This window comes from Microvirga ossetica (assembly GCF_002741015.1).
Taxonomy (GTDB): domain Bacteria; phylum Pseudomonadota; class Alphaproteobacteria; order Rhizobiales; family Beijerinckiaceae; genus Microvirga; species Microvirga ossetica.
Map to the genome: position 1 here is coordinate 4803806 of NZ_CP016616.1, position 25251 is coordinate 4829056.

Below are 25251 nucleotides of genomic sequence, written 5' to 3' on the forward strand. Positions count from 1 at the left end.
CATCGCGTCCGAACACGAACTCTTCATCGCGTCGAAGCTTGCAACAGGAGGCCCGCTTCCCAGTTTTCGGGAAAGCCACAAGGATTTCATGATGACCCGAGCGCTGCGCCTTCCTCTCTACGCCGCCCTTATGCTGTCGTTGGCGCTGCCTCTCGGCGCCAATGCGCAGGAGCAGGGGGGAGGGCGCGAGCAGGCTCAAGGGCAGCAGGAGGCGCGTAGGCCTCGGCCCGAGGCCAGGGACGCTCAGGCGCTGCCTGCGGAATCGGTCACGCGCCACACCCTGCAGCTTCCCGGTCGCACGCTCTCCTTCACGGCGACGGCAGGCCATCTGACGCTGGCGGATCAGCAGGGCGCGCCGCAGGCGGAGATCGGCTTTGTTGCATATACGCGCGACGATGCCGATCCGGCGACGCGGCCGGTCACATTCGCGGTGAATGGCGGCCCGGGCGCTTCCTCCGCCTATCTCCACCTCCTGGCCATCGGTCCCTGGCAGCTGCCGCTCGGCGGCCCCGGGATCAGCCCTTCGGCGTCTTCCACCCTCGTGCCCAATGCGGAGACCTGGCTCGATTTCACCGATCTCGTGTTCATCGATCCGCCCGGCACCGGCTACAGCCGCGTGGTCGGCGGCGATCAGGCGCGTGAGCGGTTCTATTCCGTCCAGGGCGACATCGACGGCCTTGCGGCTGCAACCATGCGCTGGCTGAAGGAGAAGAACCGGCTGACCTCGCCGAAATTCTTCGTCGGCGAGAGCTATGGCGGCTTCCGCGGGCCGCTCCTGGCGCAGAAGCTGCAGAGCGACCAGGGAATCGGCTTCAGCGGGCTCGTTCTCGTCTCGCCCGTCTTCGACTTCGACTGGCTCGACCAGGGCAGCGGCGCGCCATGGACCAATGCAGCCCTTTTGCCTTCCCTTGCGGCAGAAAAACTCTCCCGTGAAGGGCCGGTGTCGCGCGACAAGCTGCAGGAGGCGGAGACCTATGCTTCCGGCGAGTATCTCGTCGATCTCATGCGCGGCCTTCAGGACAAGCAGGCTGTCGAGCGCGTCAGCCGGCGGGTGGCCGATCTGAGCGGGCTCAATCCCGAGCTCACGCGACGGCTGGCCGGGCGCATCGACATGCGCACGGTCCAAAGGGAATTGCGCCGCGATTCGTCGCAGGTGGTGAGCGCCTACGACACGAATGTGGCCATTGCCGATCCGAATCCGACGTCCCAGTCATCCCGCTTCGAGGACCCGGTTCTCGACGGCATGACCGCGCCTCTGACGAGCGCGATCATCCAGCACCTGACCCAGACCCTCAACTACAAGGCGGAGGGGCGCTACAACCTGCTCAACGGCTCGATCAACGGCGCATGGCGCTGGGGCGGCGGGCGCAACGGGCCGGAAAGCCTCGAGGAGTTGCGTCAGGCCCTGTCCCTCGACGGCAACCTGCGGGTGCTCGTCGCCCACGGCTTCACCGATCTAGTAACGCCCTATTACGCTTCCCAGCTTCTCCTGAACCAGCTTCCCGAACTCGGTCCCCAGAAGCGTGTGGCCCTCGCTGTTTACGAGGGCGGCCACATGTTCTATTCGCGACAGGCGTCACGGCAGGCTTTCAAGGCTGACGTGCAGCGGCTTTTCGAGGAAGCCCTGCGGGCACGGGCCGCCGATTGAGGCATCAAGCCCGAACAAATCGGGCCGGTTCTCGAAAGACGATGCCTGAGGGGGATTGATGGCAATGCGTGTAAAAGTTCTATCCTGCATCGGCCTCATGGCGCTGGGCATGGCTGCCTGCACCAGCACCGGGAGCGCACCGCCGGCTGCGGCCTTGCCGCCTGCGCCGCCGCCGATGGCGGCGACCGGCCCCGTCATCGACGGCCCCGTGCTTGGGCCGGACGGACGCTGCACCGGAACGCCTGCCGGCACGGCTACCGCTATCGAGCCCGGCATCGCGGAATGCGAGCTCGTGCGCCTCAAGGGCAAACCGGCCACCGATGTGCTCGTGGGCGAGAGCGGCAAGGGCCAGCGCGAGGTGCAGGTGCTCTATTCCGAGCCCGGCGGACGCGAGCTTTACTTCTTCGTCAACAACCGGCTCGACCGGATCGTGAAGCCATAATCCTTGCAGGATGCCGGCCCATGTCGCCTGCATCCTTCATTCACTTCTGCGTTCGCTCGACCGCGATGTCGAAATGCAGGACCTCTTCGCGCGTGCCGAGCTTTTCGTAGAGCGCGATGGCCGGGTCGTCGCCGTAATCGGCCTGCACATAGACGACCCAGCCGCCGCGCGTCGATGCGATTTCGCGCAGATGCCCGATCAGCCCCGTCGCGACGTGCCGCCGGCGATGCTTTTCCGCGACGGCAAGATCGTAGATGTAGAATTCGCGTCGCGCTCTCTCCAACTTGTCGAACTCGTAGGCGACGAGGCCGCCGAGGATCTCTTCGCCGCTCGATGCAACAAGGACGACGACATGGTCCTTCGCCAGGAGATCCTTCAGGTATTCGTCCGTCGGCGGTTCCGCGCCATAGGTTTCAGGTTCGGCGAAGACATCACCGAACAGGGCGTTCAGCCGGCGCATGAGCGCGATGTCGGGTGATGAGAGACGGCGGATTGCGAAGGGCGTCGCGGGCATCGCCTACATTTAGAGCACCTGCGCTGCACGCTCCAGTGCCGACGCCGCCGTTTAGTCGGGGCGCTTCGTGCCACCACCGTCCGCCGCACATTCATAAAGTTGCCTGATGTCGTCCAGGCTGCGGATCGACTGGCCCGACGGCAGTTGAATGACTGCGCTCAGCTGTCTGAACTTGTCGTCCGCCCAATCCTCGATCACCAGCGCGACCGCTTCCCTGAGAGGAAGGGTTGCGATCTTTTCCGTCATGAGGTCCGAGCGCCTGGAGGACCGGCTGATGGCAAACAGATCGACCATCTCGTTCAGATCATACGCAGCACTCAACGTCCTCTCCGTCTGGGCTCGGTTCCACGCGAATAACGGCGGAGGAATGTGGCAGGAGCAGGCTCGCCCCTTCAAATGAACAAAGGAGGTAACGGGCGGCGATCATGGACGGGAGTGTCGGCGGTATCCGACGGGAGCAATCGTTAGGCAGGGCGTCGAAAGGCTAATGACGCCTTTCGGGCGAAGGGTGTCAGCTCACGGCGGAGGGAAGCGGCCGTGATGGATTGTTGTCGTTGCCGGGCTCGACCGCTCGTATCCTGAGGGAGGCGAGCGGCAGCGTCGCACGGGAGAAAAGCCGCGTCGTGCAATAGGTGAGGAACTGGTTCATCGCAGCCTCCATCAAAGGCACGATGACGCTACCTCACGCGGGAGCGGCCGGATGTGCTCTCCCGCACACAAATTTACCTAACGGAATATCCTGCGGCGGCGACGCGCTTCATGTGAAGACGGATTTTCCACTTGGATTGCTGACGGGCATTGTCGTTGACGGCGTGCGCTTCGCTGTCCGTCAGGTGGGCCATCGGCAGGAGGCCCTCGGAAAAGCTCTTGTCGGTGCAGGCGGAAATATGGATCCTCATCTGTCAGCCTCCCCCATAAGGCTGCTACGAGAATACGTTCCTGCGCCGATTTTGCGCGCGCTCCGAATAGGTAACCCGGGCGCTCTAGTGGAGTAGGCAGGAGGGATTAAGGCTCAGCTTAGGCGTGGGCTGCCTCGATTCAGCAGCTGGTCCGAGCCTTCCCGGGCTTGGATCAGTAGACGTCGTATCGCCTCTGAGGCCGTTCGTAGCCATCGTCGTAGCCTCTGTAGTCGCGGTCGTAACCACGGTCGTAACCGCGCTCATAGCCGCGCGGCGGGGGAGGGCCGCGATAGCCGTCGTCCCGCCAGCGGTCGCCCCGGTCGTATCGGCGGGCGATATAGGCGCAGCGCTTGGGAACGCCCGGCGCCGGATCGCCGAAGACACGGTTCGAGCAGGGAACGCCGCCCTCGCGGACGAAGACTTCCGTGCTCCGCCCGGGGATTCCGTAGACGACCCGAGTGGGATAGGGGACGCGGCAGAAGCCATGTTCCCGCGCGCATGGCACGAGGCTTTGGGCTTGGGCCTCCGGCAGTGCCCCGAAGATTGCGCCGGTGGCCAGCAAAGCGGTCGCCCAAACTGTGCGATGCATGGTTCGTTCCCTCCTGAAGGCGCCAATCTACGGCTCCGAAGATGAACGCAGCGCTAACGGGTGAAATTCATCATGAGGAAGACGGTTGGCTAAGCCGTGGGCCTAGATTCGCTTTCCTCAAGAGTCTTGAGATCCTCGCTTCATATTTCGGTCTCTATTGCGAAGATTGGAAAACGAAATCACATCATCCATGGTCTTTGTCTTCCATCGATGCACGATGAGGATGAGTTCACAGCATAGATGAGCAAGGGAATGCCGATCAAAAGCTCAGTTATGTCGCCAGTTTGGTGGTAGCGGTAAGACAGCGCCAATACACTGATGATGATGTAACAGATCCTCTCCCAGGTCAGTAATCGCGACAACGGATCCTCCAGGCTGCTTCTTAAGTCGATTGAAACTATATTACAAATAGTAGAATCCGCAAGCAGCAGGGCGGCCTGGATTATTGCGAAGTTGCAGGAGAGAGCGGCGGCTGCCTCAAGCGCCTGCTTCCTCGATCTCGCTGCTAAGCATCAGCCATTCCTCTTCGACGGAGGCGAGGGTGGCGGCAGCCTCGGCGCGCATCCGGGAGAGATCCGTCGCCTTCGAGGGATCTTTCTGGAAGGCGGTGCCGTCGGCGAGCGCCGCATCGACCTTGCCGATCACCTCCGTGAGCTTCGCCATCCGCGCCTCGAGCGCGTCGAGCTTCTTGCGCAATGGCGCGAGCGCCGCCCGGCGCTCAGCGGCGGCGCGGCGTTCGTCGCCCTTCGAGGCGGTCGCGGCCTGCGGCCTGTCGGAGCGCTTCTGCGGATCGAGCTCGCCGGAGAGCACGAGCTGGCGATAATCGTCCATGTCGCCGTCGAAGGCCTTCACGCCGCCATTGCCGACGATCCACAGCCTGTCGGCGCAGGCCTCGATGAGAAAGCGGTCGTGGCTCACCAGGATGACGGCACCGGTATAATCATTGATCGCCTCCATCAGCGCCGTGCGGCTGTCGATGTCGAGATGGTTGGTCGGCTCGTCGAGGATGAGCAGGTGAGGGCCGTCGAAGGCGGCAAGCCCCATGAGCAGGCGCGCCTTCTCGCCGCCCGACAGGGCCGAGACCGGCGTATCCGCCTTGGCGCCGGGAAAGCCGATCTGCGCCGTGCGGGCCCGGATCTTGGCGATCGGCGTGTCCGGCATGCGCTCGGCTACATGGTCGTAGGCGGTGGCTTTCGGGTTCAGCTCGTCGAGCTGGTGCTGGGCGAAATAGGCGACATCCATGCGCGAGGGCGTGCGCATCTCGCCCTTCATCGGCGCGAGCCTGCCGCCGACGAGCTTGCAGAAGGTGGATTTGCCGTTGCCGTTCGACCCGAGCAGGGCGATCCGGTCGTCCGGCGCGATAGTCAGGTTGAGGCGTTCGAGCACGATCCGCTCGCCATAGCCGACGGCGCCGCCCTCGACGGTGATCAGGGGCGGCGCGGCGGGGCGCTCGGGTCCCGGCAGGTTGAAGGGCAGCACATCGTCCTCGACGATGGTGGCGATGGGCTCGAGCTTCGCCAGCCGCTTGACGCGGGATTGCGCCTGCCGGGCCTTCGAGGCCTTCGCCTTGAAGCGGTCGACGAAGGCCTGGAGGTGCTTGCGCTCGGCCTCCTGCTTTGCCGCCATCTTGGCGGTCAGCTCGCGCTTCTCGGCATATTGCCTGGCAAACGAGGTGTAGCCGCCGCGATAGATCGTGAGCTTACCCCGGTCGAGATGGAGGATGTGGTTGACGCAGGTGTCGAGCAGCTCCCGGTCGTGGCTGATGATCAGCACCGTGTGCGGATAGCGCCCGAGATAGTCGTAGAGCCAGAGGGTGCCTTCGAGATCGAGGTAGTTGGTCGGCTCGTCGAGGAGGAGCAGGTCGGGCTCGGTGAACAGCACGGCGGCGAGCGCCACGCGCATGCGCCAGCCGCCCGAGAAGTCGGAGCAGGGACGGTTCTGCGCCTCGGCATCGAAGCCGAGGCCGTGCAGGATCGCCGCGGCGCGGGCGGGCGCCGAATGGGCGCCGATATCGGTGAGCCGGGTCTCGATCTCGGCGCGGCGCAGGCCATCGGCGGTCTCCGCTTCCGCGAGGAGGGCGGAGCGCTCCTTGTCGGCGGCGAGCACGACCTCGATCAGGGTCTCGGGCCCGCCCGGCGCCTCTTGGGCCACGGCGCCGATCTTCATGCCGCGGGGCAGGGTGACGGTGCCGCTTTCTGTGGAAAGCTCTCCCTGGACGATCTTGAACAGGGTGGTCTTGCCCGCGCCGTTGCGCCCCACGAGCCCCACCTTCGCCCCGGTGGGCAGGTTGAAGGAGGCGCGGTCGAGGATCAGCCTATTGCCGATGCGGAAGGTCAGGTCGTTGACGTGAAGCATGCCGCCTTTTGACCTCTGACGAGGGCGCTGGCAAGGTCTCGGGCAAGATCTCGAAGCCCTGGCCGATAGCCGGAATTGCCAATGACAGGATCGGCAAGGCCTGAGAAAGGGTTGCGCGACACACGGATACTGACGTCACGAAATTTATGGTATAGCCAAGTCTTGTAGGTAGGGGGAGAAGAACAATGGCGAGGCTCGCCGGGATCAAATTGTTCAAGGGGCTGGATATCGACCTTGAGCGCTTCGAGGCGCGGGCCAACTGGCGCCGCTTCGATCCCGAAGAAGTCCTGGTCGACTTCGACGAGCCCTCCACCGACGTCTATTTTCTTCTCGCAGGCGAGGTCCGGGTGCTCATGCGCACCCCCTCGGGCAAAGAGGTCATCCTCTACGAGATGAAGCCGAACGACCTCTTCGGCGAACTGGCCGCCCTCGACGGCGTGCCGCGTTCGGCCAATGTCTCCGCTCTGACCCGGGGTGAGGCCTGCGTCATGCCGGCCGCGGTCTTCAAAGAGCTGCTGTTCTCGCACCAGGTGGTGTCGGAGCGTCTCTTCTGCCTCATGGCCGCGCGCATCCGCGAGCTGAACAACCGCTTCATGGAGCAGACGGTGCTCGATCTTCGGCACCGGCTCTATTCCGAGCTTCTGCGCCTGTCGACGCCGCGGCAGGACCGGTCGGGGGAACGCGTGATCACGCCGCCGCCCTTCCACCACATCGTGGCCGCCCGCATCGGTTGCCGGCGCGAGCAGATCACGCGGGAATTCTCCATGCTGACCCAGGAGGGACTCATCGAGCGCACGCGCGGCGCCCTGATCCTGCGCCAGCCGGATGTGCTCAAAGCGCGCGTAACCGAGGCCCTGCAGACGGATCGCTAGCCGGGTCCTGCGGCCCATAGGCCGCGAAGAAGACCCGGATCGCGTTCTCCACGTTGCGCTGGATCTCGCTTTCCGTCGGCGGCTCGCCGACCGAGAAGAGCATGCGGCGCAGGATGCCGGAGACGCAGAGATCGAGGAGATGCTGGGCTGCGACGCCGGTATCCTCAATGGAGAGACGGCCCGCTTCCACTTGCCGGTCGAAATAGGCGCTCAGCCGCGCGATGCCCTGGCAGGGTCCGGCCTCATAGAAGGCCTGCCCCAGGCGCGGGAACTTCTCCGCTGCCCCCATCACCATCCGGATCGAGGATACGTGCTCGGGCTTGCCCAAGCGGCGCAGATAGCTGAGGCCAAGCCTCGTCAGGGCGCCGCGAACGTCAGGATCCTCGGCGTCGAGCTTGAACAGCACCTCGGCCAGACCCCGCTTCTCCTCGGTGGTCAGCGCCTCGAACAGGCTCTCCTTGCTGTCGAAATAGACATAAAGCGTGCCCTTGGAGACGCCGGCGACCTTGGCGATCTCGCCCATGCTGGCGCCATCGAAGCCCTGGGCCAGAAATACCTTCCGTGCACCTTCCAGGATCTGGCGGCGCTTCGCGCTCTCGCTGCTTTCCTCGACGGCGGAAAGCTCCCGGGTGGTGTCATGCGCGGCACTCATGGCTTCTATAACATCCTCTTTTAGCTATTGACCGAACGGTTCGGTCAACCATATATGGCAGACAATCGGCGAAGATCAAGGCTGCAGTGCAACGCCCAAGCTTTCACAAAGCGAGGTGCGTCCCAGGCCTTGCAGAGGTTCACATGGCTTATCGCGAAGAATTTCAGCAGGGTGCGGGCAGCGCCTCCGAGACGGCTCGGGACGGAAAGACTGTCCAGCCTCCGCAGGCGGAGCAGAAGCTTCCGGAAATAGCGCCCCCGGCCAAGAAAAGGGGCCTCGGCAAAAAGCCGGTTATCCTGGCCGTGCTGGCTGCGGCTCTGGCGTTCGGCGCCTATGAGGGTCACGAATGGTGGACCGACGGCCGCTTCATGGTCTCGACCGACGACGCCTATGTGCAGGCTGACATCACCCTCCTGTCGGCCAAGATCTCCGGCTATGTGGCCTCCGTCGCCGTCACCAACAACCAGAGCGTCAAGGCGGGCGAGCTGATCGCCAAGATCGACGACGGCGATTATCGCCTCGCCCTGCAATCGGCCAAGGACAAGCTCGCGACCCAGCAGAGCGCCATCGCGCGCATCGGCCGCCAGATCGAGGCCGGCCGCGCGTCGGTGGCACAGGCCGAGGCGCAGGTGGTCAGCGCGCAGGCCGAGGCCGAGCGGGCCGAGAGCGATTATGCGCGTCAGCAGCAGCTCGCCAAGTCCGACTATACCAGCAAGGCTTCCTTCGAGAACGCCAAGGCCGCCCGCGACCGGGCCAATGCCGAGGTGAAGAGCGCCCAGGCCGCGACAACCGCCGCCCAGGCGAATGTGCAGGTCCTGGCCGCACAGCAGAACGAGGGTGAGCGTCTGGCGGACGAGTACCGGACCGCCGTGGACAAGGCGGAGCGCGATCTCTCCTTCACGGAAATCCGCGCGCCCGTCGACGGCATCGTCGGCAACAAGGCGATGGAGGTTGGAACCTATGTGCAGCCCGGCGCCCGCCTTGCGGCTCTGGTGCCGCTGACCAGCGTGCATGTGGATGCCAACTTCAAGGAGACGCAGCTCGCCTCCCTGAAGCCCGGTCAGAAGGTGCATGTGAAGGTCGATGCCTTCCCCGACACCGACATCGTCGGCACGGTCGAGAGCGTCTCGCCGGCCGCCGGCGCGGTGTTCAGCCTGCTGCCGCCGGAAAACGCCACCGGCAACTTCACCAAGATCGTCCAGCGCGTCCCCGTGCGCGTCACCGTCAGCCCTGACGTGGCGCAGAAGGGTCTGCTTCGCCCCGGCCTGTCGGTGGTCGTCGACGTCGATATCCGCACCTCGGCCGAGCCCTCCAAGACGGCCAGCATCAAAGAGTAAGGAACCATGGCCGCATCGGCTGCCATTTCGGGCAAAGCTCAAGCCATGCCTGCCGCGAAGCCGGCGCCGCTCGACCGGCGCCGGACCTTCGCGTTCTTCTGCATGGTCTTCGGCATGTTCATGGCGATCTTGGACATCCAGATCGTCTCGGCCTCCCTCGCCGAGATCCAGGCAGGCCTCTCCGCCTCATCGGAAGAGATCTCCTGGGTGCAGACGAGCTACCTGATCGCGGAAGTGATCATGATCCCGCTGTCGGGCACGCTCTCGCGCGTGCTCTCGACGCGCTGGATGTTCGTGATCGCGTCCGGCGGCTTCACCTTCATGAGCTTCATGTGCGCGACAGCGACGAACATCGACCAGATGATCGTCTACCGCGCGCTGCAGGGCTTCATCGGCGGCGGCATGATCCCCACCGTCTTCGCTTCCGCCTTCACGATCTTCCCGCCGGAGAAGCGGCCCGTGATCTCGCCGATCATCGGCCTCGTGGCGACGCTCGCGCCGACCATCGGCCCGACGCTCGGCGGCTATCTGACGGAACTGTTTTCCTGGCACTGGCTGTTCCTGGTCAACATCGTGCCGGGAATCTTCGTCACGGTGTCGACCTATCTGCTGGTCGATTTCGACGAGCCGGATTTCAACCTGTTCAAGTCCTTCGATTGGGCGGGCTTGGGCTTCATGGCGGCGTTCCTGGGCAGCCTTGAATATGTGCTGGAAGAGGGGCCCCTGAACGATTGGTTTCAGGACGGGGCGGTGCTGATCCTGACGATCGTCTGCGTCGTCGGCGGCATCGGCTTCTTCTACCGCGCGTTCAACGCCAAGCAGCCCATCGTGGACCTGCGCGCCTTCGCCGACCGGAACTTCCTCGCGGGCTCCGCCTTCAGCTTCGTCATGGGCATCGGCCTCTACGGACTAACCTATCTCTACCCGGTCTATCTGGCCCGCGTCCGGGGTTACTCGTCGCTGCAGATCGGCGAGACCATGTTCGTGACAGGCGCCACCATGTTCCTCATGGCGCCGGTGGCGGGAATCCTGTCGCGCAAGATGGATCCGCGGCTGATGATGGCCATCGGCTTCGGTGCCTTTGCCTTCGGAACCTGGCAGATCACCGGCCTCACCAAGGATTGGGATTTCTGGGAATTGTTCGTGCCGCAGATCTTCCGCGGCGTCGGCCTCATGATCTGCATGGTGCCGATCAACAACATCGCGCTCGGAACCTTGTCGCCGGACCGGATCAAGAACGCGTCGGGCCTCTACAACCTCACCCGCAATCTCGGCGGCGCGGTGGGCCTAGCAGTCATCAATACGCTCTTGAACAACCGCCTCGACCTGCATCTCCAGCGCCTGCGCGAGAGCGTGACATGGGACAGTTCCCAGGCGATGGAAACCCTCAACGCCCTGACCATGAAGTTCCAGGCTCTGGGCGTGGACGGTAATGCGGCAGCGCTCAAGACCATGGCGAACATGGTGAGGCGCGAGGCCCTGGTGATGTCCTTCGCCGATGTGTTCCTGCTGCTGACCGTGCTGTTCTTGGGCCTCGTCTGCGCCTTGCCCTTCATCAAGAAACCGCGTGCGGCGCCTAGCGGCGGCGGGGGACATTAGTAGCTGCAGAGTGCTTGAGCTCACCGCTCCACCAAAACGGCGGCGTCCGAACCAGCAAAGCATCTCTCCCTCTACCATGTGGGAGAGGGTTGGGGTGAGGGCAGGCCGGTGATAGAACAAGGTGCTGCAGCCGACGCTTTTAAAGGCAATAGCGACAGCGCTCTATCCTGACATCGCACACCCTCACCCCTACCCCTCTCCCGCCCGGGAGAGGGGATGCGCGATGCCTGTTTCGTGGCGATTGGATGAAGCCTGCCGTTCCGATTTTGCGGCCCCATCCTTGATAGAGATCACGTCGGATCTCAAATCCCCCGCGCCTTCGTATCCACGCTCACCACCACCGACATGCCGGGTGACAGGTGCTCCGCGAGCGCCTGATCCGGATCGATGGCGATGCGCACAGGCACGCGCTGTGCGACCTTGGTGAAGTTGCCGGTCGCGTTGTCGGTTCTGATCACGCTGAATTCCAAGCCTGCCGCGGGCGAGAAGCGCTCGATATGGCCGTTCAGCTGCGCGTGCTGGAGCGCATCGACCGTGAAGGTGACGGGCTGGCCGGCTTCCATGCCGGCAAGCTGGGTCTCCTTGAAGTTCGCGATCACCCAGATCCGTTCCGGCACGAGGGCGAGGAGCTGGGTGCCGGCTGCAACGTATTGGCCGACACGTGCGCCGACCTCACCGAGCTTGCCGTCCTCCGGCGCAACGATCCGCGTGTTCTGCAGGTCGATCTCGGCGAGGCGGACCGCCGCCTGGGCGCCCTGCACGGCCGCTTCGAGGGATTGGCGGCTCACCAGGGTCGAGGCGAGATCCTGCCGCGAGACCTCGAGCGCAGCCTGGGCCTGATGCAGGGAGGCGGTCGACTGGTCGAGCGCGGCGCGGGCCTGATCGGCCTGGCTCTGCGTCGTGACGCCCCGTTCCAGCAGCGGCTCGATCCGCTTCCAGCTCGCTTCCGCCGCCTTGAGAGCAGCCTGCGCGCTGTCGACCTGGGCCTGGCTCGACGTGATGCGGGCCTCGTCGGAGCGGCGCTTCTGCTCTGAATTGGCAAGCGCGGCCTGCTGGCCCGCCAGCGTCGCCTCCGCCTGTTCCAACTTCTGCGCGAAGATGCGGTCGTCGAGCTTCACCAGGATCTGGCCGGCCTTCACGTGCTGGAAGTCCTGAACCGCAACCTCGCCGACATAACCGGCAAGCTGCGGGCTGACGAGGGTCACCTGTCCGCGCACATAGGCGTTGTCCGTGCTCTGCACCGAACTGTCGAAGGGCGGCAGGCGCCAGGCATAGAGCACGAGGACGACGCCGATGGCGCCGATGGAGGTTGCGACGAGAGTGGTAGCGGAGCGAAATGACTTGAGCATGGCAATCGATACGAGGTTAAGCGGCAGCGTTTTGCCGGAAGGTTGAGAGATACGCGGCGACCGTCCGGATCAAGACATGGACGATCAGGGCGGCGAGGGCGAAGGTGGCGAGACCCGCGATGGCCAGGAAGGCGTCGTTATAGGCAAGCACCGTCGCTTCGCGGGTGACCTGCTGGCCGAGCAGGACGGCGCCCTCGGCGCTCAGCAGCGCCTTGTCGGTGATCACGCGGCCATAGGCGCCGGCAAGCTGGCTCAGGCGCTGGGCGACGAGGGGATCCGTCAGCGGCAGGTGGTTGGCGAGAGCCTGGATGTGAAGGCGCGTCCGCCAGGTGATGAAGCTTCCGACGATCGCCGATCCGAGCACGCCGCCGATGCTCTGGGTGGTGAGGAAGACAATGACAAAGCTCAGGATGTAGGTCGGCCCTTTCTTCAGCGCCATCATCAGGCCCGCGGCCATGGCGGGCGGCAGGAAGAGCGCACCCGCGAAGGCGATGAGCGCCTGGCTCAGATACATCTCGGCCGGACGCGTCAGGTTCGTCGCCCGGCTGTCCATGACGGCGCCAAGGATGAGCAGAGACAGGGCGACGATGTGGATCGCGTGCTCGCGGTTCGGCTTCACCACCGCGGCGCAGACGAGCCCGCCGAGCACGGACGACGCGAGAATGACCAGGGACAGGGCCTGCATCTGGTCGTTCTGCAATCCCAGCGCCTGGAAGAAGGCGAAGGCGCCGCTCGTCTGCTCCGACAGGGCGATGCGGAAGATCAGCAGCGCGCCGGTGAAGTGCACGACCTCCTTGCTCGCCAGCCAGCGGATGTCGAGGAGCGGGCTCTCACGGTTGAGCTCGAGAACGACGGCAACGGTCACGGCCGCGAGCCCTATCGCCAGCATGATTCCGAGCCAAGGCGCCTCGAACCACCAATAGGCCCGGCCGAGCGTGAGGACCATCGCCGTCAGTCCGAAGCCGACGGCGATCAGCAGGTAGCTCACCACGTCGCGCCAGTGGATGACCTTTGTGCGCGGCTGCGGCGTGAGCGGCAGCAGGTAGACGGCGGCGAAAGCCAGCAGCGCGATGGCGATCTCGAACACGTAGAGACCATGCCATTGTCCGATCATCAGGAGATCCGGCGCGATCAGACGCGCGAGCGGTGCGCCGAAGGACAGGTTCGTGAGCGCGAGCGACAGGCCGATATTCAGCTTCTTCGCCGGCGGGAACGCCTCCAGCATGTAGAGAAAGCCGAGCGACGACATGGGCGCGGCGGCGATGCCGCTGAAGAAGCGCACGATCAGCGCCGAATGCAGGTCGTCGACGAAGAGGTGCATCAGCGAGACGAGCACGAAGACGAGAATGCTCAGTTCCGCGAAATTGCGCAGGCCGTATTGAGTGCGGATCTTGATGAGGGCGAGCGACAGGCTGACATTCGGCGCCATGTAGGCGGCGACAAGCCATGTGGCCTCGTTCGTCGTCGCGCCGAGAGCGCCCTGGATCTGGGGCAGATTCGCCGAGATGAGGTTCATCCCTAAGCCCTGCGTGAGGGCGAGGAGCAGGGAAGCGAGCATGTAGCCCGCCGCACGCTGGGGCGGCATGGGAGCGGGTATGGGGGCAGGCGCCGCCGCGGGGGTGGGCGGCGCCTGCCGAGCCAGCGGCTTCGAAGGGGTCTCGACCTCGGAGCCGCCGGCGTCGGGATGCGCTTTGGCGGATGCAGTTGTCATGAGGATGCCGCCGCTCAGCTCATGGCTTCCAGGTTCCGGCTCATGGCGTGCAGGGCACGGATGGCGACCTTCAGATCGTCCTCGGGAATGTCTTTCAGCACGTCGCTGCGGAATTCCTTGACGAGGGCATCGACATAAGCGGCCTGCTCACGCCCGGCGGCGGTGAGCGCGATTTGCTTGGCGCGCCTGTCGCCGTCGACCGGCCGGCGCTCGATCAGGCCCTGCTTCTCCAGGCCGTCGAGGAGGGGCACGAGGGTCGGGCCTTCGATCTCGAGGGCGTCGGCAAGCTCGGTCTGCGTCATGCAATCCTTCTTGCCGAGGAAAATCAGCGCGCGCGCCCGCGCCAGCGTCAGCCCCTCGGCGCGCACGCGGGCATCGAAGGCGGTGCGCATCTTCCGGCTGACCTTCCACAATTCCTCGGAAAATGCCGCTTTGGTGGGATTGGTCATGATCATCCTAGAAGGCATATTATTAGCGTACTAATTATATGCAGGCTTAATATCCGAATCCCAACCCTGCTTCAAGTTTGTCAGGCGCCTCGTCGGGGCAGGGCAGGGTTGCAGGAAATGCCGATCTCAGGGAGATGAAACCCGGCGTTTAAGTTGTTGTTCTCAGGAGCTGAACATCATAGCTTGCCCGCTGGTTTCCTCGTTCAAGGTCGAAGACAAAACATCTTGCCTCCTCCGTCCCGACAATCCGTCGGCGCCGTGCGCCGCGCCTTTGCGCCCTGGTCCAACCCCGAAGCCAAGCCGCTCATCCGGTTCGAGAACGTCACGAAGCGGTTCGGCGACGCCATGGCGGTGGATCATTTGTCCCTCGACATCTTCGAAGGCGAGTTCTTCTGCCTGCTCGGCCCGTCCGGCTGCGGCAAGACCACGCTGATGCGCATGCTCGCGGGCTTCGAGACTCCGAGCGAGGGCACGATCACCTTGGGCAGCCAGAACCTGGCCGGCGTGCCGCCCTATCGGTGGCCGGTGAACATGATGTTCCAGTCCTATGCGCTGTTTCCGCATATGAGCGTCGAGAAGAACATCGCCTTCGGTCTCAAGCAGGACGGCCTGCCGAAAGACCAAATTGCGGATCGCGTCGGCGAGATGCTGCGCCTCGTCCAGCTCGAGAAGCTTGCCCGACGCTATCCGAGCCAGCTCTCCGGCGGCCAGCGGCAGCGCGTGGCGCTTGCCCGCGCGCTGGCCAAGAAGCCGAAGGTGCTGCTCCTCGACGAGCCCCTCGGCGCCCTCGACAAGAAGCTGCGCGAGGAAACCCAGTTCGAGCTGATGGACATCCAGCACGATCTCGGCATGACCTTCGTGGTCGTCACCCACGACCAGGAGGAGGCCATGACCATGGCCGACCGCATCGCGGTGATGGACCAGGGCAGGATCGTGCAGGTGGCGACGCCGGGCGAGATCTACGAGCAGCCCAAGACCCGCTTCATCGCCGAGTTCGTCGGCGACGTGAACATTCTGGATGGCCATGTCCAGAGCCAGGAGAACGGCCTCTGGCATGTGAAGACCCCCTCCGCGGACGCGCCGCTCACCATCGACGATCCGGATGAGGTGCTGCATTCCGGTCAGGCCGTGGCGATTGCGGTGCGGCCGGAGAAGATGGTGATCCAGCGCGATCCGCCGGCGCCCGGCACGAGGAACGTGCTCACCGGCGAGGTCTGGGACATCGGCTATCTCGGCGACTGGACCGTCTACCGGGTCAAGCTCGCCACCGGCGAGATCCTGCGCGTCACCCGCGCCAACGCCTCGCGCTTCGTCGAGAATCCCATCGACTGGGACGAGCAGGTCCATGTCACCTTCGCGCCGGACGCGGCCGTGATCCTGGCGGAATAGCCATGGCGGAGCGCTCCCTCACCCGGCGCCTGATCGCAGGCCTCGTGCCGCTCGTGCCCTATCTCTGGCTCTGCGTGCTCTTCCTCGTGCCGTTCCTGATCGTCCTCAAGATCAGCCTCTCCGACCCGGCCGTCGCCCAGCCGCCCTACAGGCCTGTCTTCGACTGGAGCGACATTTCCGGCTTCTTCGGCGGGCTCGATTTCGAGAATTTCGGACTGCTGGTCGAGGACGATCTCTATTTCCGGGCGACGCTGTCGTCCGTGCGCATCGCCGCCGTCTCGACTCTGCTGCTGCTCCTCGTTGGTTTCCCCATCGCCTATGGCATGGCCCGCGCGCCGGAGCGCTCTCGCTCGCTGCTCGTGGCGCTTATCATCCTGCCGTTCTGGACGAGCTTCCTCATTCGCATCTATGCCTGGATCGCCATCCTCAAGCCGGAGGGGTTGCTGAACCAGGCACTCATCGGCCTCGGCCTGATTTCCACCCCTCTCGACATCCTCAACACCGAGACGGCGGTCTATATCGGCATCGTCTATGCCTACCTGCCCTTTATGGTGCTGCCGCTCTACGCGACGCTGGAGAAGATGGACGACACGTTGCTCGAAGCGGCGCTGGATCTCGGCTCCACGCCATGGCGCTCGTTCTGGACGATCACCGTGCCGCTTGCGATGCCCGGCATCGTGGCAGGCTCGCTCCTATGCTTCATCCCGGCCGTGGGCGAGTTCGTGATCCCCGATCTTTTGGGCGGTTCGGAAACCCTGATGATCGGCCGGCAGCTCTGGAGCGAGTTCTTCTCCAACCGCGACTGGCCGCTCGCCTCCGCGGTCGCGATCCTGCTGCTTATCATCCTCGTCGTGCCCATCGTGATCTATCGCGATGTCGAGGCCCGGCGTGTGGAGGCGCGGCCATGAATCGGCGCCTCAGCCTCTTCAACGTCACCTCGCTCGTGCTCGGCTTCGCATTCCTCTACCTGCCGATCCTGCTGCTGGTGATCTATTCGTTCAACGCTTCGCGGCTCGTCACCGTGTGGGGCGGCTTCTCCACGCAATGGTATGGAGCGCTCTTCCGCAACCAGGCGCTGATGGAGGCGGCCTGGGTGACGCTGCGCATCGCGTTCCTCTCCGCGACGATCGCGACCGTTCTCGGCACGCTCGCGGCGCTCGCGCTCACCCGCTACGGGCGCTTTCCGGGACGCACGCTCTTCACCGGCATGGTCTATGCGCCGATGGTCATGCCCGAGGTCATCACCGGCCTGTCGCTGCTCTTGTTCTTCGTCGCCATCGATCTCGACCGCGGATTCTGGACCATCACGCTGGCGCATACAACGCTCACCATGTGCTTCGTCACGGTGGTGGTGCAGGCGCGGCTCATGACCTTCGACCGCTCGCTGGAAGAGGCTGCGATGGATCTCGGCGCGCCGCCTCTACGCACCTTCTTCACCGTGACGCTGCCGCTGATCGCGCCGTCCATCGTGGCGGGCTTCCTCCTCGCCTTCACCCTGTCCATGGACGATCTGGTGATCGCGAGCTTCAATGCCGGCCCCGGCGCGACGACGCTGCCGATCAAGATCTACAGCCAGGTGCGCTTAGGCCTCTCGCCGGAGGTGAATGCGGCCTCGGCTATCCTGATCGGCATCGTGACGCTCGGGGTGATCGCGGCGACCCTGCTCAGCAAGCGCTCGTTGCTGCGGAATCGCAGCGACGCTCACTGAGCGATGGCCTGCGGGCGTTGGCGGTCGGCGGGAACGCGCTCCGTCGGAAACAGGGCCTTCGCCGCGCCCGACCGCTCGATGAGCGAGCGGACTTGCGGCGTGACGGCGACATTGTCCCAGTCGCCCGTCACGTCGAAGACGAGGGCAGGGGTCTGCGCCACCGGCGCATCGGCCGCCGAAATATCCGCCGTGACGCGCAGGGTGCGGTCCGGCAGCAGAATTTGTCCGCGAAGATCGGCCTGCACGGCAGGGCCCTTGAGCGCGCCTCCGACGATCTCGCCGACACCGTTCTTCACGACGATCTGAGCTTCCGCCTTGTCGAAGGGCGTGCGGCCGCCCTTCCAGTTGAGGGACGCGAGAAGCGGTCGCTTCTCCACGCGGCGCAGGGCGTCCTGGAGGGTGATGCCCACGATCTCGCCCTCGGCCAGCTCGATCGTGGAGCGGCCCTCGGCCTGCCGGATCACGTCCGCCGGGTTCCTTCCCTGGCCCTCGAAGCTGAACTGGCCCTGGGCCCGGCCGGTGATCCATCGCGGCTCGCCCAAGGCGGCGAGGAAGGGAGAGATCTTCACGTTCGCATAGGTGCCCTGGCTCTTGAAGTCGACGAGGCCGTTCTGGGACACCAGCGACAGGCGTCCCTTCAAGGTGCCGTCATAGAAATCCGCGCGCCCGATGGAGGCCTCGATCCGGCCCGGCTGGACCAGCACGCTGGCGGCCATGTCGTCGAGGCTGAGCCGGCCCAGACTGGCGCTCGCCGCCGAGAGCCGCAGGTCGAGATCCATGCCGGTCGCCCGCGCGAGGTCGATGCTCTCCTCGCTCCACGCGCCGGAGGATGTACGGGCCTGGGAGAAGGGTGCGAACAGATCGGAGAGGTTGAGCGTGTCAGCTGCGAGCGTGCCGGTGATGACCGGCCGCTCCGTATCGAAGCGCACGCCCATGGCTCCCTCGAGCTTGTCCGAGCCGAGGGTCAGCGAGACTGCCGGCCAGGACAGGCGGCGGCGGTCCATGGAGAAGTCGCCGTTGACCAAGACCGCCCGAAGGAGCGAACCGAAGGGCAGGTCGAGGCCGCTCCAGCGGGTGAAGTCGCGGACGGAGCCGGCCTTGACGGTGCTCTCGCCGGTGATGCGCGGCGTATCGCCGAGCTGTGCCTCGCCTTCGGCCGTGAGGCGAACCGAGGGGGAGGAGAGGGACAGGGTAAAGGGACTGATCCGGTCGGAAGCGAGAAGGTCCGGGAAGACAGAGGCCTGTTCGAGGACAACCGGCTCGTCCCGCCACTCGGCGGAACCGGTCACGGTCAGGGGCTCGGACGCGTCGGTCCAGCGGATGACGACGTTGAGCTGGTTGAGATTGGCGTTCTTCAGGTCCGTCCATCTTAAGGAGGACTTGTTGATCACGAGGCGCCGGGCATGGGTCTCGCTGGCGCCGTTCCTGACGACCTTGGGCCAGTCGACCGCCTGAATTTTCTGGAGCGAACCGGTGATCCTGGTTTCGCTGAGGTCGAAATCGGACAGCTCGATCCGCCCGAACAGCAGCGGCAGGACGCGCAGCTCGCCACGCAGGGTTCCGCCTTCGGCCTTGAGGGCCTCGTCCGGGAACCGAAGCGTGACGTTCTCGAACTTGACCCGGGGGATGGGGAGAACGGCAAAGGTGCTGCGGCCCCTGACCGTCAGGTCGAGCCCGTATTTGTCCTTCACATGCTGCGTCAGCTCCGCGGAGAGGCCGCCGCCGGGCAGCGTCCAGGGCGAAGCCGCCGTTCCCAGAACGGCCAGCGCAATCAGCGCGATGAGGAAGACAAAGCGGCGGGACATATGATGAATATTGTAAACCTTGGGTCTTGCCCGCAAGCGGGGGTGAGGAGATGTCCTCAGGCAAGACCGAACCGATGAATCGTTTCCATATATCCATACGAAGGGATTGTCTAAATTGAGGCTAGGTTGCAGGGTGGCCGCCTTCCGAACCGGACCCGCCCTGCGACCTAATGGCCGCGGGTTGGTCCGGGACGCTTCGAAGGGCAGGAATCTGCTCACAGGGAGAGGATTTGATGGACAAGGTATACAGCGATGCGCGTTTGGCGCTGGCTGGATCGGTTCGGGATGGGATGACCATCATGGCCGGGGGCTTCGGGCTGTGCGGCATTCCGGAGACGCTGATCGAGGCGATTCGTGATTCGGGGGCGAAGGACCTGACCTTCATCTCCAACAATGCCGGGGTGGACGGCATCGGGCTCGGCCGCCTGCTCGAGACGCGCCAGATCCGCAAGATGATCAGTTCTTACGTCGGCGAGAACAAGCTGTTTGCCCAGCAATACCTCTCCGGCGAGCTCGAGCTCGAGTTCAACCCGCAGGGCACGCTGGCCGAGCGCATCCGCGCCGGCGGCGCCGGCATCCCGGCCTTCTACACCAAGACCGGGGTCGGCACGCTGATTGCCGAGGGCAAGGAGGTGCGCGACTTCAACGGCGAGGCTTATGTCATGGAGACCGGCCTGTTCGCCGACATCTCGATCGTTCACGCCTGGAAGGGCGACACCGAGGGCAACCTCGTCTACCGCAAGACCGCGCGCAACTTCAACCCGATGATGGCGACCGCCTCGCGCCTGACCATCGCCGAGGTCGAGCATCTGGTGGAGGCCGGCTCGATCGACCCGGACTGCATCCACACCCCGGGCATCTTCGTCAAGCGCATGGTGCATGTGCCGAACCCGGTCAAGCATATCGAGCAGCGCACGACCCGCAAGCGCGCCGAGGCCGCGCCCGCCGGCGCAGGGGAGGAAGTCTGATGGCCTGGACCCGTGACCAGATGGCTGCGCGTGCGGCCAGGGAGCTGCGCGACGGCTTCTACGTCAATCTCGGCATCGGCATCCCGACGCTGGTGTCGAACTACATTCCGACGGGCATGCGCGTGCAGCTGCAGTCGGAGAACGGCATGCTCGGCATGGGCCCGTTCCCGCTCGAGGGCGAGGAGGATGCCGACCTGATCAATGCCGGCAAGCAGACGATCACCGAACTGCCGACGACGAGCTATTTCTCCTCGTCCGATTCCTTCGGCATGATCCGCGGCGGCCATATCGACCTGTCGATCTTAGGCGCGATGCAGGTGGCCGAGAACGGCGATCTCGCCAACTGGATGATCCCGGGCAAGATGGTCAAGGGCATGGGCGGGGCGATGGACCTGGTGGCGGGCGTCAAGCGCGTCGTGGTGGTGATGGAGCATGTCGCCAAGGCCAAGGACGGCTCGGAGGATCCGAAGCTGCTTCAAAGCTGCAACCTGCCGCTGACCGGCACCGGGGTGGTCGATCTGGTGATCACGGACCTTGGCGTGTTTGCCATCGACAAGAAGGGCGGCACCGGCATGACCCTGATCGAGCTGGCTGAGGGCGTGAGCGTGGACGAGATCAGGGCCAAGACCCAAGCCGACTTCACGGTCGACCTCAACGGAGGCTAGTCAAACGCGGCCTGACGCAGGGCATCGTTTCTGCAGGCCCCGGGGTATTCCCCGGGGCCTTTGCTTTTCTCGCGTAGGAATCGGTGGAGTTTGGCTCCCGTGGACGTTGTTTGTCTCAGCCCTGGGCCCCGCGCGCCCCGTTACGCTTCACCTCTGCAATGAAGCATGCTCGATCGCACGGGAAAACATAGCCGAAAACACGGGCGCGTTCTGCTCCAGCAGCATGTTGTCGCCGTCGCATCCTTCAGGCCCAACACGCTCGTCGCAGTGAGGTGCATGCGCGAACCATGATCGCGCGAAATACTGCGAGGCCGCCCAGCCGGCACTCGGAAGGAACAGGGATGTCCGACCCGAGAACGAAGAGGGCTTATAGCGTGAAACCGCAGATACGGTGGCCCGCTCGACAAGGGCGCGACGCGTGAGCACCTGATCTTCTTCAGTATCGGTGGAAGGCATCCGCGACTTCTTTAACTTGCGTCTCGCGATCGACATTGCCCTGTAGGCAGTTGTACGGAACCCATTGATATCGGAGCTTGCGCGTCTCAGATTTTTTACAACACGCTCCTTAATGCGGTTATACGGCCGGAAGTACGAGGGATGAGGGCTGCCGAACAATGCCAATAGGAGAACGGGCACGTCTACTCCTTCGAGCTGCCTGGCGAGTTCGAACGCGATGGTACCACCTGCACAGAACCCGGCGATAATAACAGGCTGCTGCGTTGTCTGACGGATCTGGCGTGCGAAGTAGGCTGCGATTTCCTCAACCTTTCGAAGCGGGCTTTCACCGTCGGAAAGGCCGGGGGGCTGCAGGCCGAAAAACGGCTGTTGAACGCCGAGATTTCGAGACAGCGCGTGGTAGCAGAAGACATCACCGTTATGGCCGGGCACTGCAAATATGGGAGTTCCGCCGCGATGTCTCTGAAGCGGAACGACGCTCGTCGGTTCTCTGGAACGCTGCTGCGCCGAGCTGAGCGATTCCAAGAGCTCAGCCTTATGCTGTGCGAGAAGAGCTCTGAGTTCGGGAGTTAAAATTCCGGGTGGAGCCTCGCAGCGCAACCGGTCACCTTCGGCCCAGATCGTAACCTCCTTCTCTCTCAACTGCGCGAGAATGGGGCCAATGCTCATATCTCGATCTCCTCTAGTCCACCCTCTTTCACCGATCGGGAACTGGGGCGCGCCGACAACAAGAGGCTCTCAACAAGTTCACTTTGGCCGGCTATGGTCGGATTTTCGAAGATATCGCGGAGGTTCAGATTCGCCTGAAGCTCATTCCGGATCCTGATGAGGGCTCTCGTGACCAACAGTGAGTAGGCTCCCAATGTGAAGATATCTTCATCCGCCCCGATATTCTCTCTGCGTAGCAGCTCGCCCCAAATACGGCTGAGCACGATTGCCGAATTCGTCATGGTCGGGCTGATTTCGTCCGGAGGCACGCTCGTGCCGGACGCAAGGGCGGCGAGCGCGTCCCGATCCACTTTGCCGTTATTCGTCAATGGAAACCGATCAACGAAAGTGAAGCGCTGCGGAACCATGTGCTCAGGGAGTCGTGACGCGATGAAATCGCGCAGAGATTGGACGGCCGGAGCACTTTCCCGGGCCGTGACATAGGCCGTGAGGAACGAAAGACCATCAGGAGACGTATCGGCAAGGACCATGCACGACTGGACCTCAGGGTGCTCTAGTACGGTTTGCTCGATCTCGCCGAGCTCTACCCTATATCCGCGAATCTTGACCTGGTGATCGATACGTCCGAGGTACAGCAGCGTGTTATCGTCATTCATCTTCACGAGATCGCCTGTCTTGTAGAGCTTCACCCCAGGCCGTGGACTAAAGCGATTGGGGAGGAAGCATTCGGCAGTCAGTTCGGGCCTGTTCAGATATCCCTCGGCAACGCCATCTCCGCCGATATACAACTCGCCAATCTCTCCGCTCGGGACCGAATCCAACGCACCGTCGAGTACATGGAGTTGGGTATTCGAGATCGGCCGTCCTATCGAAACCGATCCATGGCGGGGATCTGACGGTTTCACTTCGTGGACGCAGCAGCCTACGACTGTCTCGGTCGGTCCATATTCGTTGAAGATGTGAGTTTCCGGTGCGAATACTCGCCACTTTTCAAGGATATCGGCTCGCAAGTTTTCTCCGCCGATTACCAGGGCTGTAGTCGAATCCGCGATTTCCGCCTCCTCCAACTCCTGCGTAACCATCTCAAGATGTGCGGGAGTAATCTTGACCAGTGCGTATTGCTTTCTTTGACGCATCGCCTTGATGAGTTCCTGGCCACCCTCACTCTCGGGAAGCAGATCGACAGCGCCTCCGACCAGCAGAGCAGGATACAAGCTGGTGACCGTCAGGTCGAACGCAATGGAGGAATGCACCGGAACGATGCCGCCGCCGCGCACATTGTAAGCGTTTATCGCCCAGGACAAGTAATTGACCAGCCCAGAATGCGTGATCATCGCACCCTTCGGTTTACCGGTCGATCCGGAGGTATACATGACATAGGCAAGCGCGGATGGGGCGATTTGAGCAGCGATGTCTGCCTCATGCATGCTGGCGACGTTGGGCAGATCGCTGTCAAGCAGCACAGTGGTTACGCTGCCTTCGAAGAGACCGGCCTGCGACCGATCGGTCAGAACACAGGATACGCCAGAATCTTCGGCCATGAAACGTAGACGCTCGCGCGGATACGTCGGATCGAGAGGAACATAGGCGGCACCTGCTTTCCAGATGCCGAGGAGGGCCGCAACCAGGTCGGGACACCGCGGGAGACAAACACCGATGAGGTCGGTAGGCCGAACATGAACGAACCGCAGGTGCCGCGCTATGCTATCGGCGCGACTGTTCAGTTCGCCATAGGTCATCGTCTGATCGAGGTAATGAACAGCCACCGCGCTGGGGTCGCGACGCACTTGTTCCTCGAACAGCTCATGAACGCATTTGTTCGGGTAGATCGAGGCCTCTCCTTGGACCACACTCGGGCCCGTTGCCATAGGCGCTTCGGACGTTCGTGTGTGTGCCGAATGCACCTCCACCTGAGCGGCAGGGTCTTGGCTCGCGGCATCCAGTGTTTGTTCATCCATCATGGCGCTTATCCCGCTATAACCATCGTGCCCGCTTGTTAAAGTGTGGAAGCAATGATCTCGTGCATGATTTCATTCGTTCCTCCATAGATGCGCTGGACGCGACTATCGGTCCAAATGCGAGCGATGGCATATTCGAGCATGTAGCCGTAGCCACCGTGCAGCTGAGCGCAGGTATCAACGATCTTCCACTCTGTGTCGGTGAACCAAAGCTTCGCCATTGCTGCGGTCAGGTCGTCGATCTTGCCCATGACGCAGCGTTGGATGCAGTCGTTTAGAAACACGCGGCCGATATGTGTTTCGGTCTTGCACTCTGCGAGCTTGAAGCGTGTGTTCTGAAAATCGATGATGGGTTGTCCGAAAGCGGCACGCTCTTTGACATATCCTGTTGTCAGCGTCAGTGCCCGCTCCGCTGTCGTGAGTGCTTTTGCAGCGATCGTGAGGCGTTCGTAGGGCAACTGCTCCGTCATTTGCACCAGGCCGTGGCCTTCGGAGCGACCTAGCAGGTTGGCTTTCGGGACATGGACGTCGTCGAAGAACAGCTCGCAGGTATCCTGACCCTGCATACCGACCTTCTCGAGCGGAGAACCTACCTTATAACCCGGCAAATCCGCGGTCTCGACGATGATCATGGATATTCCCCGGAATGGGGCAACGTTCGTGTCAGTCTTGGCGGCCAAGCAGATTAAGTTGGCGAGGGTGCCGTTGCTCACGAACGTCTTGGAGCCGTTTATGACGTAATGGTCTCCATCAGGACGGGCGGTTGTTCGTATCGACGGGAGATCCGACCCGGTGCCGGGTTCCGTCATCGCAATGGCTGCAATGAGATTGCCCCGAGCCATGTCCGGCAGCCATCGGCGCTTTTGCTCCTCACTGCCGTAGGAAAGGATATACCGCGCAACGATGCTTTGAACCGAGCAGCCGAAGTGGACTCCAGTGCGCGCAAGCTCTTCGCAAACGATAATTTCATTTGCGAAGTTGCCGCCGCCTCCACCATAATCCATAGGGACATCGGCAAGTAACAGTCCGGCCGAGCCGGCCTTCTTCCAGGCTTCGGCACCGGGTCCTTTCCGTTTCCTCCATTCGTCCTGGACCGGTGCGAATTCCGCTTCTACGAACCGTCGAACGCTGTTCCGGAATATACGAGTCTCGTCTGTTTCCCAAAGCGGCTCGCAAAAAGATGACTCCATTGGCTCAACCTTGTGCGAGGGAAGGAC

The 25251-nt window shown here is 63.5% G+C and carries 24 protein-coding genes; 10 read left to right on the forward strand and 14 right to left on the reverse strand.

Going from position 1 to position 25251, the window contains the following annotated elements:
- The first annotated feature begins 88 nt into the window (after positions 1-88).
- Together BB934_RS23005 and BB934_RS23010 are read left to right on the forward strand one after the other, a co-directional pair.
- Positions 89-1648 carry a S10 family peptidase gene (locus BB934_RS23005; protein ID WP_237050060.1) on the forward strand — a complete coding sequence of 520 codons (1560 nt, stop codon included), beginning with the start codon at positions 89-91 and terminating at the stop codon, positions 1646-1648.
- 97 nt (positions 1649-1745) lie between these two features.
- Complete coding sequence (locus BB934_RS23010; RefSeq protein WP_418294763.1) at positions 1746-2090, forward strand: hypothetical protein; 345 nt, start codon at positions 1746-1748, stop codon at positions 2088-2090.
- Between the two features lie 40 nt (positions 2091-2130).
- Here BB934_RS23010 and BB934_RS23015 read toward each other — a convergent pair whose 3' ends face one another.
- From BB934_RS23015 to BB934_RS23030, 6 genes are all read right to left on the reverse strand, one after another.
- Positions 2131-2604 carry an AAC(3)-I family aminoglycoside N-acetyltransferase gene (locus BB934_RS23015; protein ID WP_099511773.1) on the reverse strand — a complete coding sequence of 158 codons (474 nt, stop codon included), beginning with the start codon at positions 2602-2604 and terminating at the stop codon, positions 2131-2133.
- Between the two features lie 51 nt (positions 2605-2655).
- Positions 2656-2925, reverse strand: a complete 270-nt coding sequence (locus BB934_RS23020; RefSeq protein WP_237050061.1) for a hypothetical protein — start codon at positions 2923-2925, stop codon at positions 2656-2658.
- A 190-nt stretch (positions 2926-3115) separates the two neighbouring features.
- The gene (locus tag BB934_RS47275; RefSeq protein ID WP_157934282.1) at positions 3116-3253 is read right to left on the reverse strand and encodes a hypothetical protein; all 138 of its coding nucleotides are present in this window, start codon (positions 3251-3253) and stop codon (positions 3116-3118) included.
- Positions 3254-3326: 73 nt separating this feature from the next.
- Positions 3327-3503 carry a hypothetical protein gene (locus tag BB934_RS47280; RefSeq protein WP_157934283.1) on the reverse strand — a complete coding sequence of 59 codons (177 nt, stop codon included), beginning with the start codon at positions 3501-3503 and terminating at the stop codon, positions 3327-3329.
- Between the two features lie 172 nt (positions 3504-3675).
- A complete protein-coding gene (locus BB934_RS23025; protein ID WP_099511774.1) occupies positions 3676-4092 on the reverse strand; it encodes a hypothetical protein in 417 nt (138 codons plus the stop codon).
- A gap of 477 nt (positions 4093-4569) precedes the next feature.
- Positions 4570-6447, reverse strand: coding sequence for an ABC-F family ATP-binding cassette domain-containing protein (locus tag BB934_RS23030; protein ID WP_099511775.1), 1878 nt, complete (start codon positions 6445-6447; stop codon positions 4570-4572).
- Positions 6448-6632: 185 nt separating this feature from the next.
- Between BB934_RS23030 and BB934_RS23035 the strand changes: the two genes are divergently transcribed.
- Entirely contained in the window at positions 6633-7319 is a 687-nt protein-coding gene (locus BB934_RS23035; RefSeq protein ID WP_099511776.1) for a Crp/Fnr family transcriptional regulator, read from the forward strand.
- On the opposite strand, the gene BB934_RS23040 is transcribed toward BB934_RS23035, so the two are convergent.
- Positions 7279-7971 carry a TetR/AcrR family transcriptional regulator gene (locus BB934_RS23040; protein WP_099511777.1) on the reverse strand — a complete coding sequence of 231 codons (693 nt, stop codon included), beginning with the start codon at positions 7969-7971 and terminating at the stop codon, positions 7279-7281. The genes BB934_RS23035 and BB934_RS23040 overlap by 41 nt on opposite strands.
- A gap of 143 nt (positions 7972-8114) precedes the next feature.
- On the opposite strand from BB934_RS23040, the gene BB934_RS23045 reads away from it, so the two are divergent.
- Positions 8115-9308 (forward strand): HlyD family secretion protein, encoded by a 1194-nt coding sequence (locus BB934_RS23045; RefSeq protein ID WP_099511778.1) that lies wholly within the window; start codon positions 8115-8117, stop codon positions 9306-9308.
- A 6-nt stretch (positions 9309-9314) separates the two neighbouring features.
- Complete coding sequence (locus BB934_RS23050; protein WP_099511779.1) at positions 9315-10907, forward strand: DHA2 family efflux MFS transporter permease subunit; 1593 nt, start codon at positions 9315-9317, stop codon at positions 10905-10907.
- A 302-nt stretch (positions 10908-11209) separates the two neighbouring features.
- Here the strand turns inward: BB934_RS23050 and BB934_RS23055 are convergent, their stop codons facing one another.
- From BB934_RS23055 to BB934_RS23065, 3 genes are all read right to left on the reverse strand, one after another.
- On the reverse strand, positions 11210-12256 hold the full coding sequence (locus tag BB934_RS23055) for an HlyD family secretion protein (protein ID WP_099511780.1): 1047 nt from the start codon (positions 12254-12256) through the stop codon (positions 11210-11212).
- A gap of 16 nt (positions 12257-12272) precedes the next feature.
- Positions 12273-13841, reverse strand: coding sequence for an MFS transporter (locus tag BB934_RS23060; protein WP_162299225.1), 1569 nt, complete (start codon positions 13839-13841; stop codon positions 12273-12275).
- A gap of 140 nt (positions 13842-13981) precedes the next feature.
- Positions 13982-14416 (reverse strand): MarR family winged helix-turn-helix transcriptional regulator, encoded by a 435-nt coding sequence (locus tag BB934_RS23065; RefSeq protein WP_099513160.1) that lies wholly within the window; start codon positions 14414-14416, stop codon positions 13982-13984.
- Between the two features lie 225 nt (positions 14417-14641).
- Here BB934_RS23065 and BB934_RS23070 point away from each other — a divergent pair, with 225 nt between their 5' ends.
- The 3 genes from BB934_RS23070 to BB934_RS23080 are packed head-to-tail and all read left to right on the forward strand — an operon-like array spanning position 14642 to position 17513.
- On the forward strand, positions 14642-15805 hold the full coding sequence (locus BB934_RS23070) for an ABC transporter ATP-binding protein (protein WP_162299184.1): 1164 nt from the start codon (positions 14642-14644) through the stop codon (positions 15803-15805).
- 2 nt (positions 15806-15807) lie between these two features.
- Positions 15808-16713 (forward strand): ABC transporter permease, encoded by a 906-nt coding sequence (locus BB934_RS23075; RefSeq protein WP_099511782.1) that lies wholly within the window; start codon positions 15808-15810, stop codon positions 16711-16713.
- A complete protein-coding gene (locus tag BB934_RS23080) occupies positions 16710-17513 on the forward strand; it encodes an ABC transporter permease (protein ID WP_099511783.1) in 804 nt (267 codons plus the stop codon). The genes BB934_RS23075 and BB934_RS23080 overlap by 4 nt, the downstream gene beginning before the upstream one ends.
- On the opposite strand, the gene BB934_RS23085 is transcribed toward BB934_RS23080, so the two are convergent.
- Positions 17507-19318 (reverse strand): AsmA family protein, encoded by a 1812-nt coding sequence (locus BB934_RS23085; RefSeq protein ID WP_099511784.1) that lies wholly within the window; start codon positions 19316-19318, stop codon positions 17507-17509. The genes BB934_RS23080 and BB934_RS23085 overlap by 7 nt on opposite strands.
- Positions 19319-19551: 233 nt before the next feature.
- Here BB934_RS23085 and BB934_RS23090 point away from each other — a divergent pair, with 233 nt between their 5' ends.
- Positions 19552-20286 (forward strand): CoA transferase subunit A, encoded by a 735-nt coding sequence (locus BB934_RS23090; RefSeq protein WP_099511619.1) that lies wholly within the window; start codon positions 19552-19554, stop codon positions 20284-20286.
- On the forward strand, positions 20286-20951 hold the full coding sequence (locus BB934_RS23095; RefSeq protein ID WP_099511621.1) for a 3-oxoacid CoA-transferase subunit B: 666 nt from the start codon (positions 20286-20288) through the stop codon (positions 20949-20951). Before BB934_RS23090 ends, BB934_RS23095 begins: the two co-directional genes overlap by 1 nt.
- A 147-nt stretch (positions 20952-21098) precedes the next feature.
- Here the strand turns inward: BB934_RS23095 and BB934_RS23100 are convergent, their stop codons facing one another.
- From BB934_RS23100 to BB934_RS23110, 3 genes are read right to left on the reverse strand one after another with little or no spacing between them, the layout of a single operon-like run.
- Positions 21099-22076 carry a thioesterase domain-containing protein gene (locus tag BB934_RS23100; protein WP_099511785.1) on the reverse strand — a complete coding sequence of 326 codons (978 nt, stop codon included), beginning with the start codon at positions 22074-22076 and terminating at the stop codon, positions 21099-21101.
- The gene (locus BB934_RS23105; protein WP_099511786.1) at positions 22073-24037 is read right to left on the reverse strand and encodes a non-ribosomal peptide synthetase; all 1965 of its coding nucleotides are present in this window, start codon (positions 24035-24037) and stop codon (positions 22073-22075) included. Before BB934_RS23105 ends, BB934_RS23100 begins: the two co-directional genes overlap by 4 nt.
- Before the next feature lie 35 nt (positions 24038-24072).
- Entirely contained in the window at positions 24073-25224 is a 1152-nt protein-coding gene (locus BB934_RS23110) for an acyl-CoA dehydrogenase family protein (RefSeq protein ID WP_099511787.1), read from the reverse strand.
- Positions 25225-25251 lie beyond the last annotated feature (27 nt).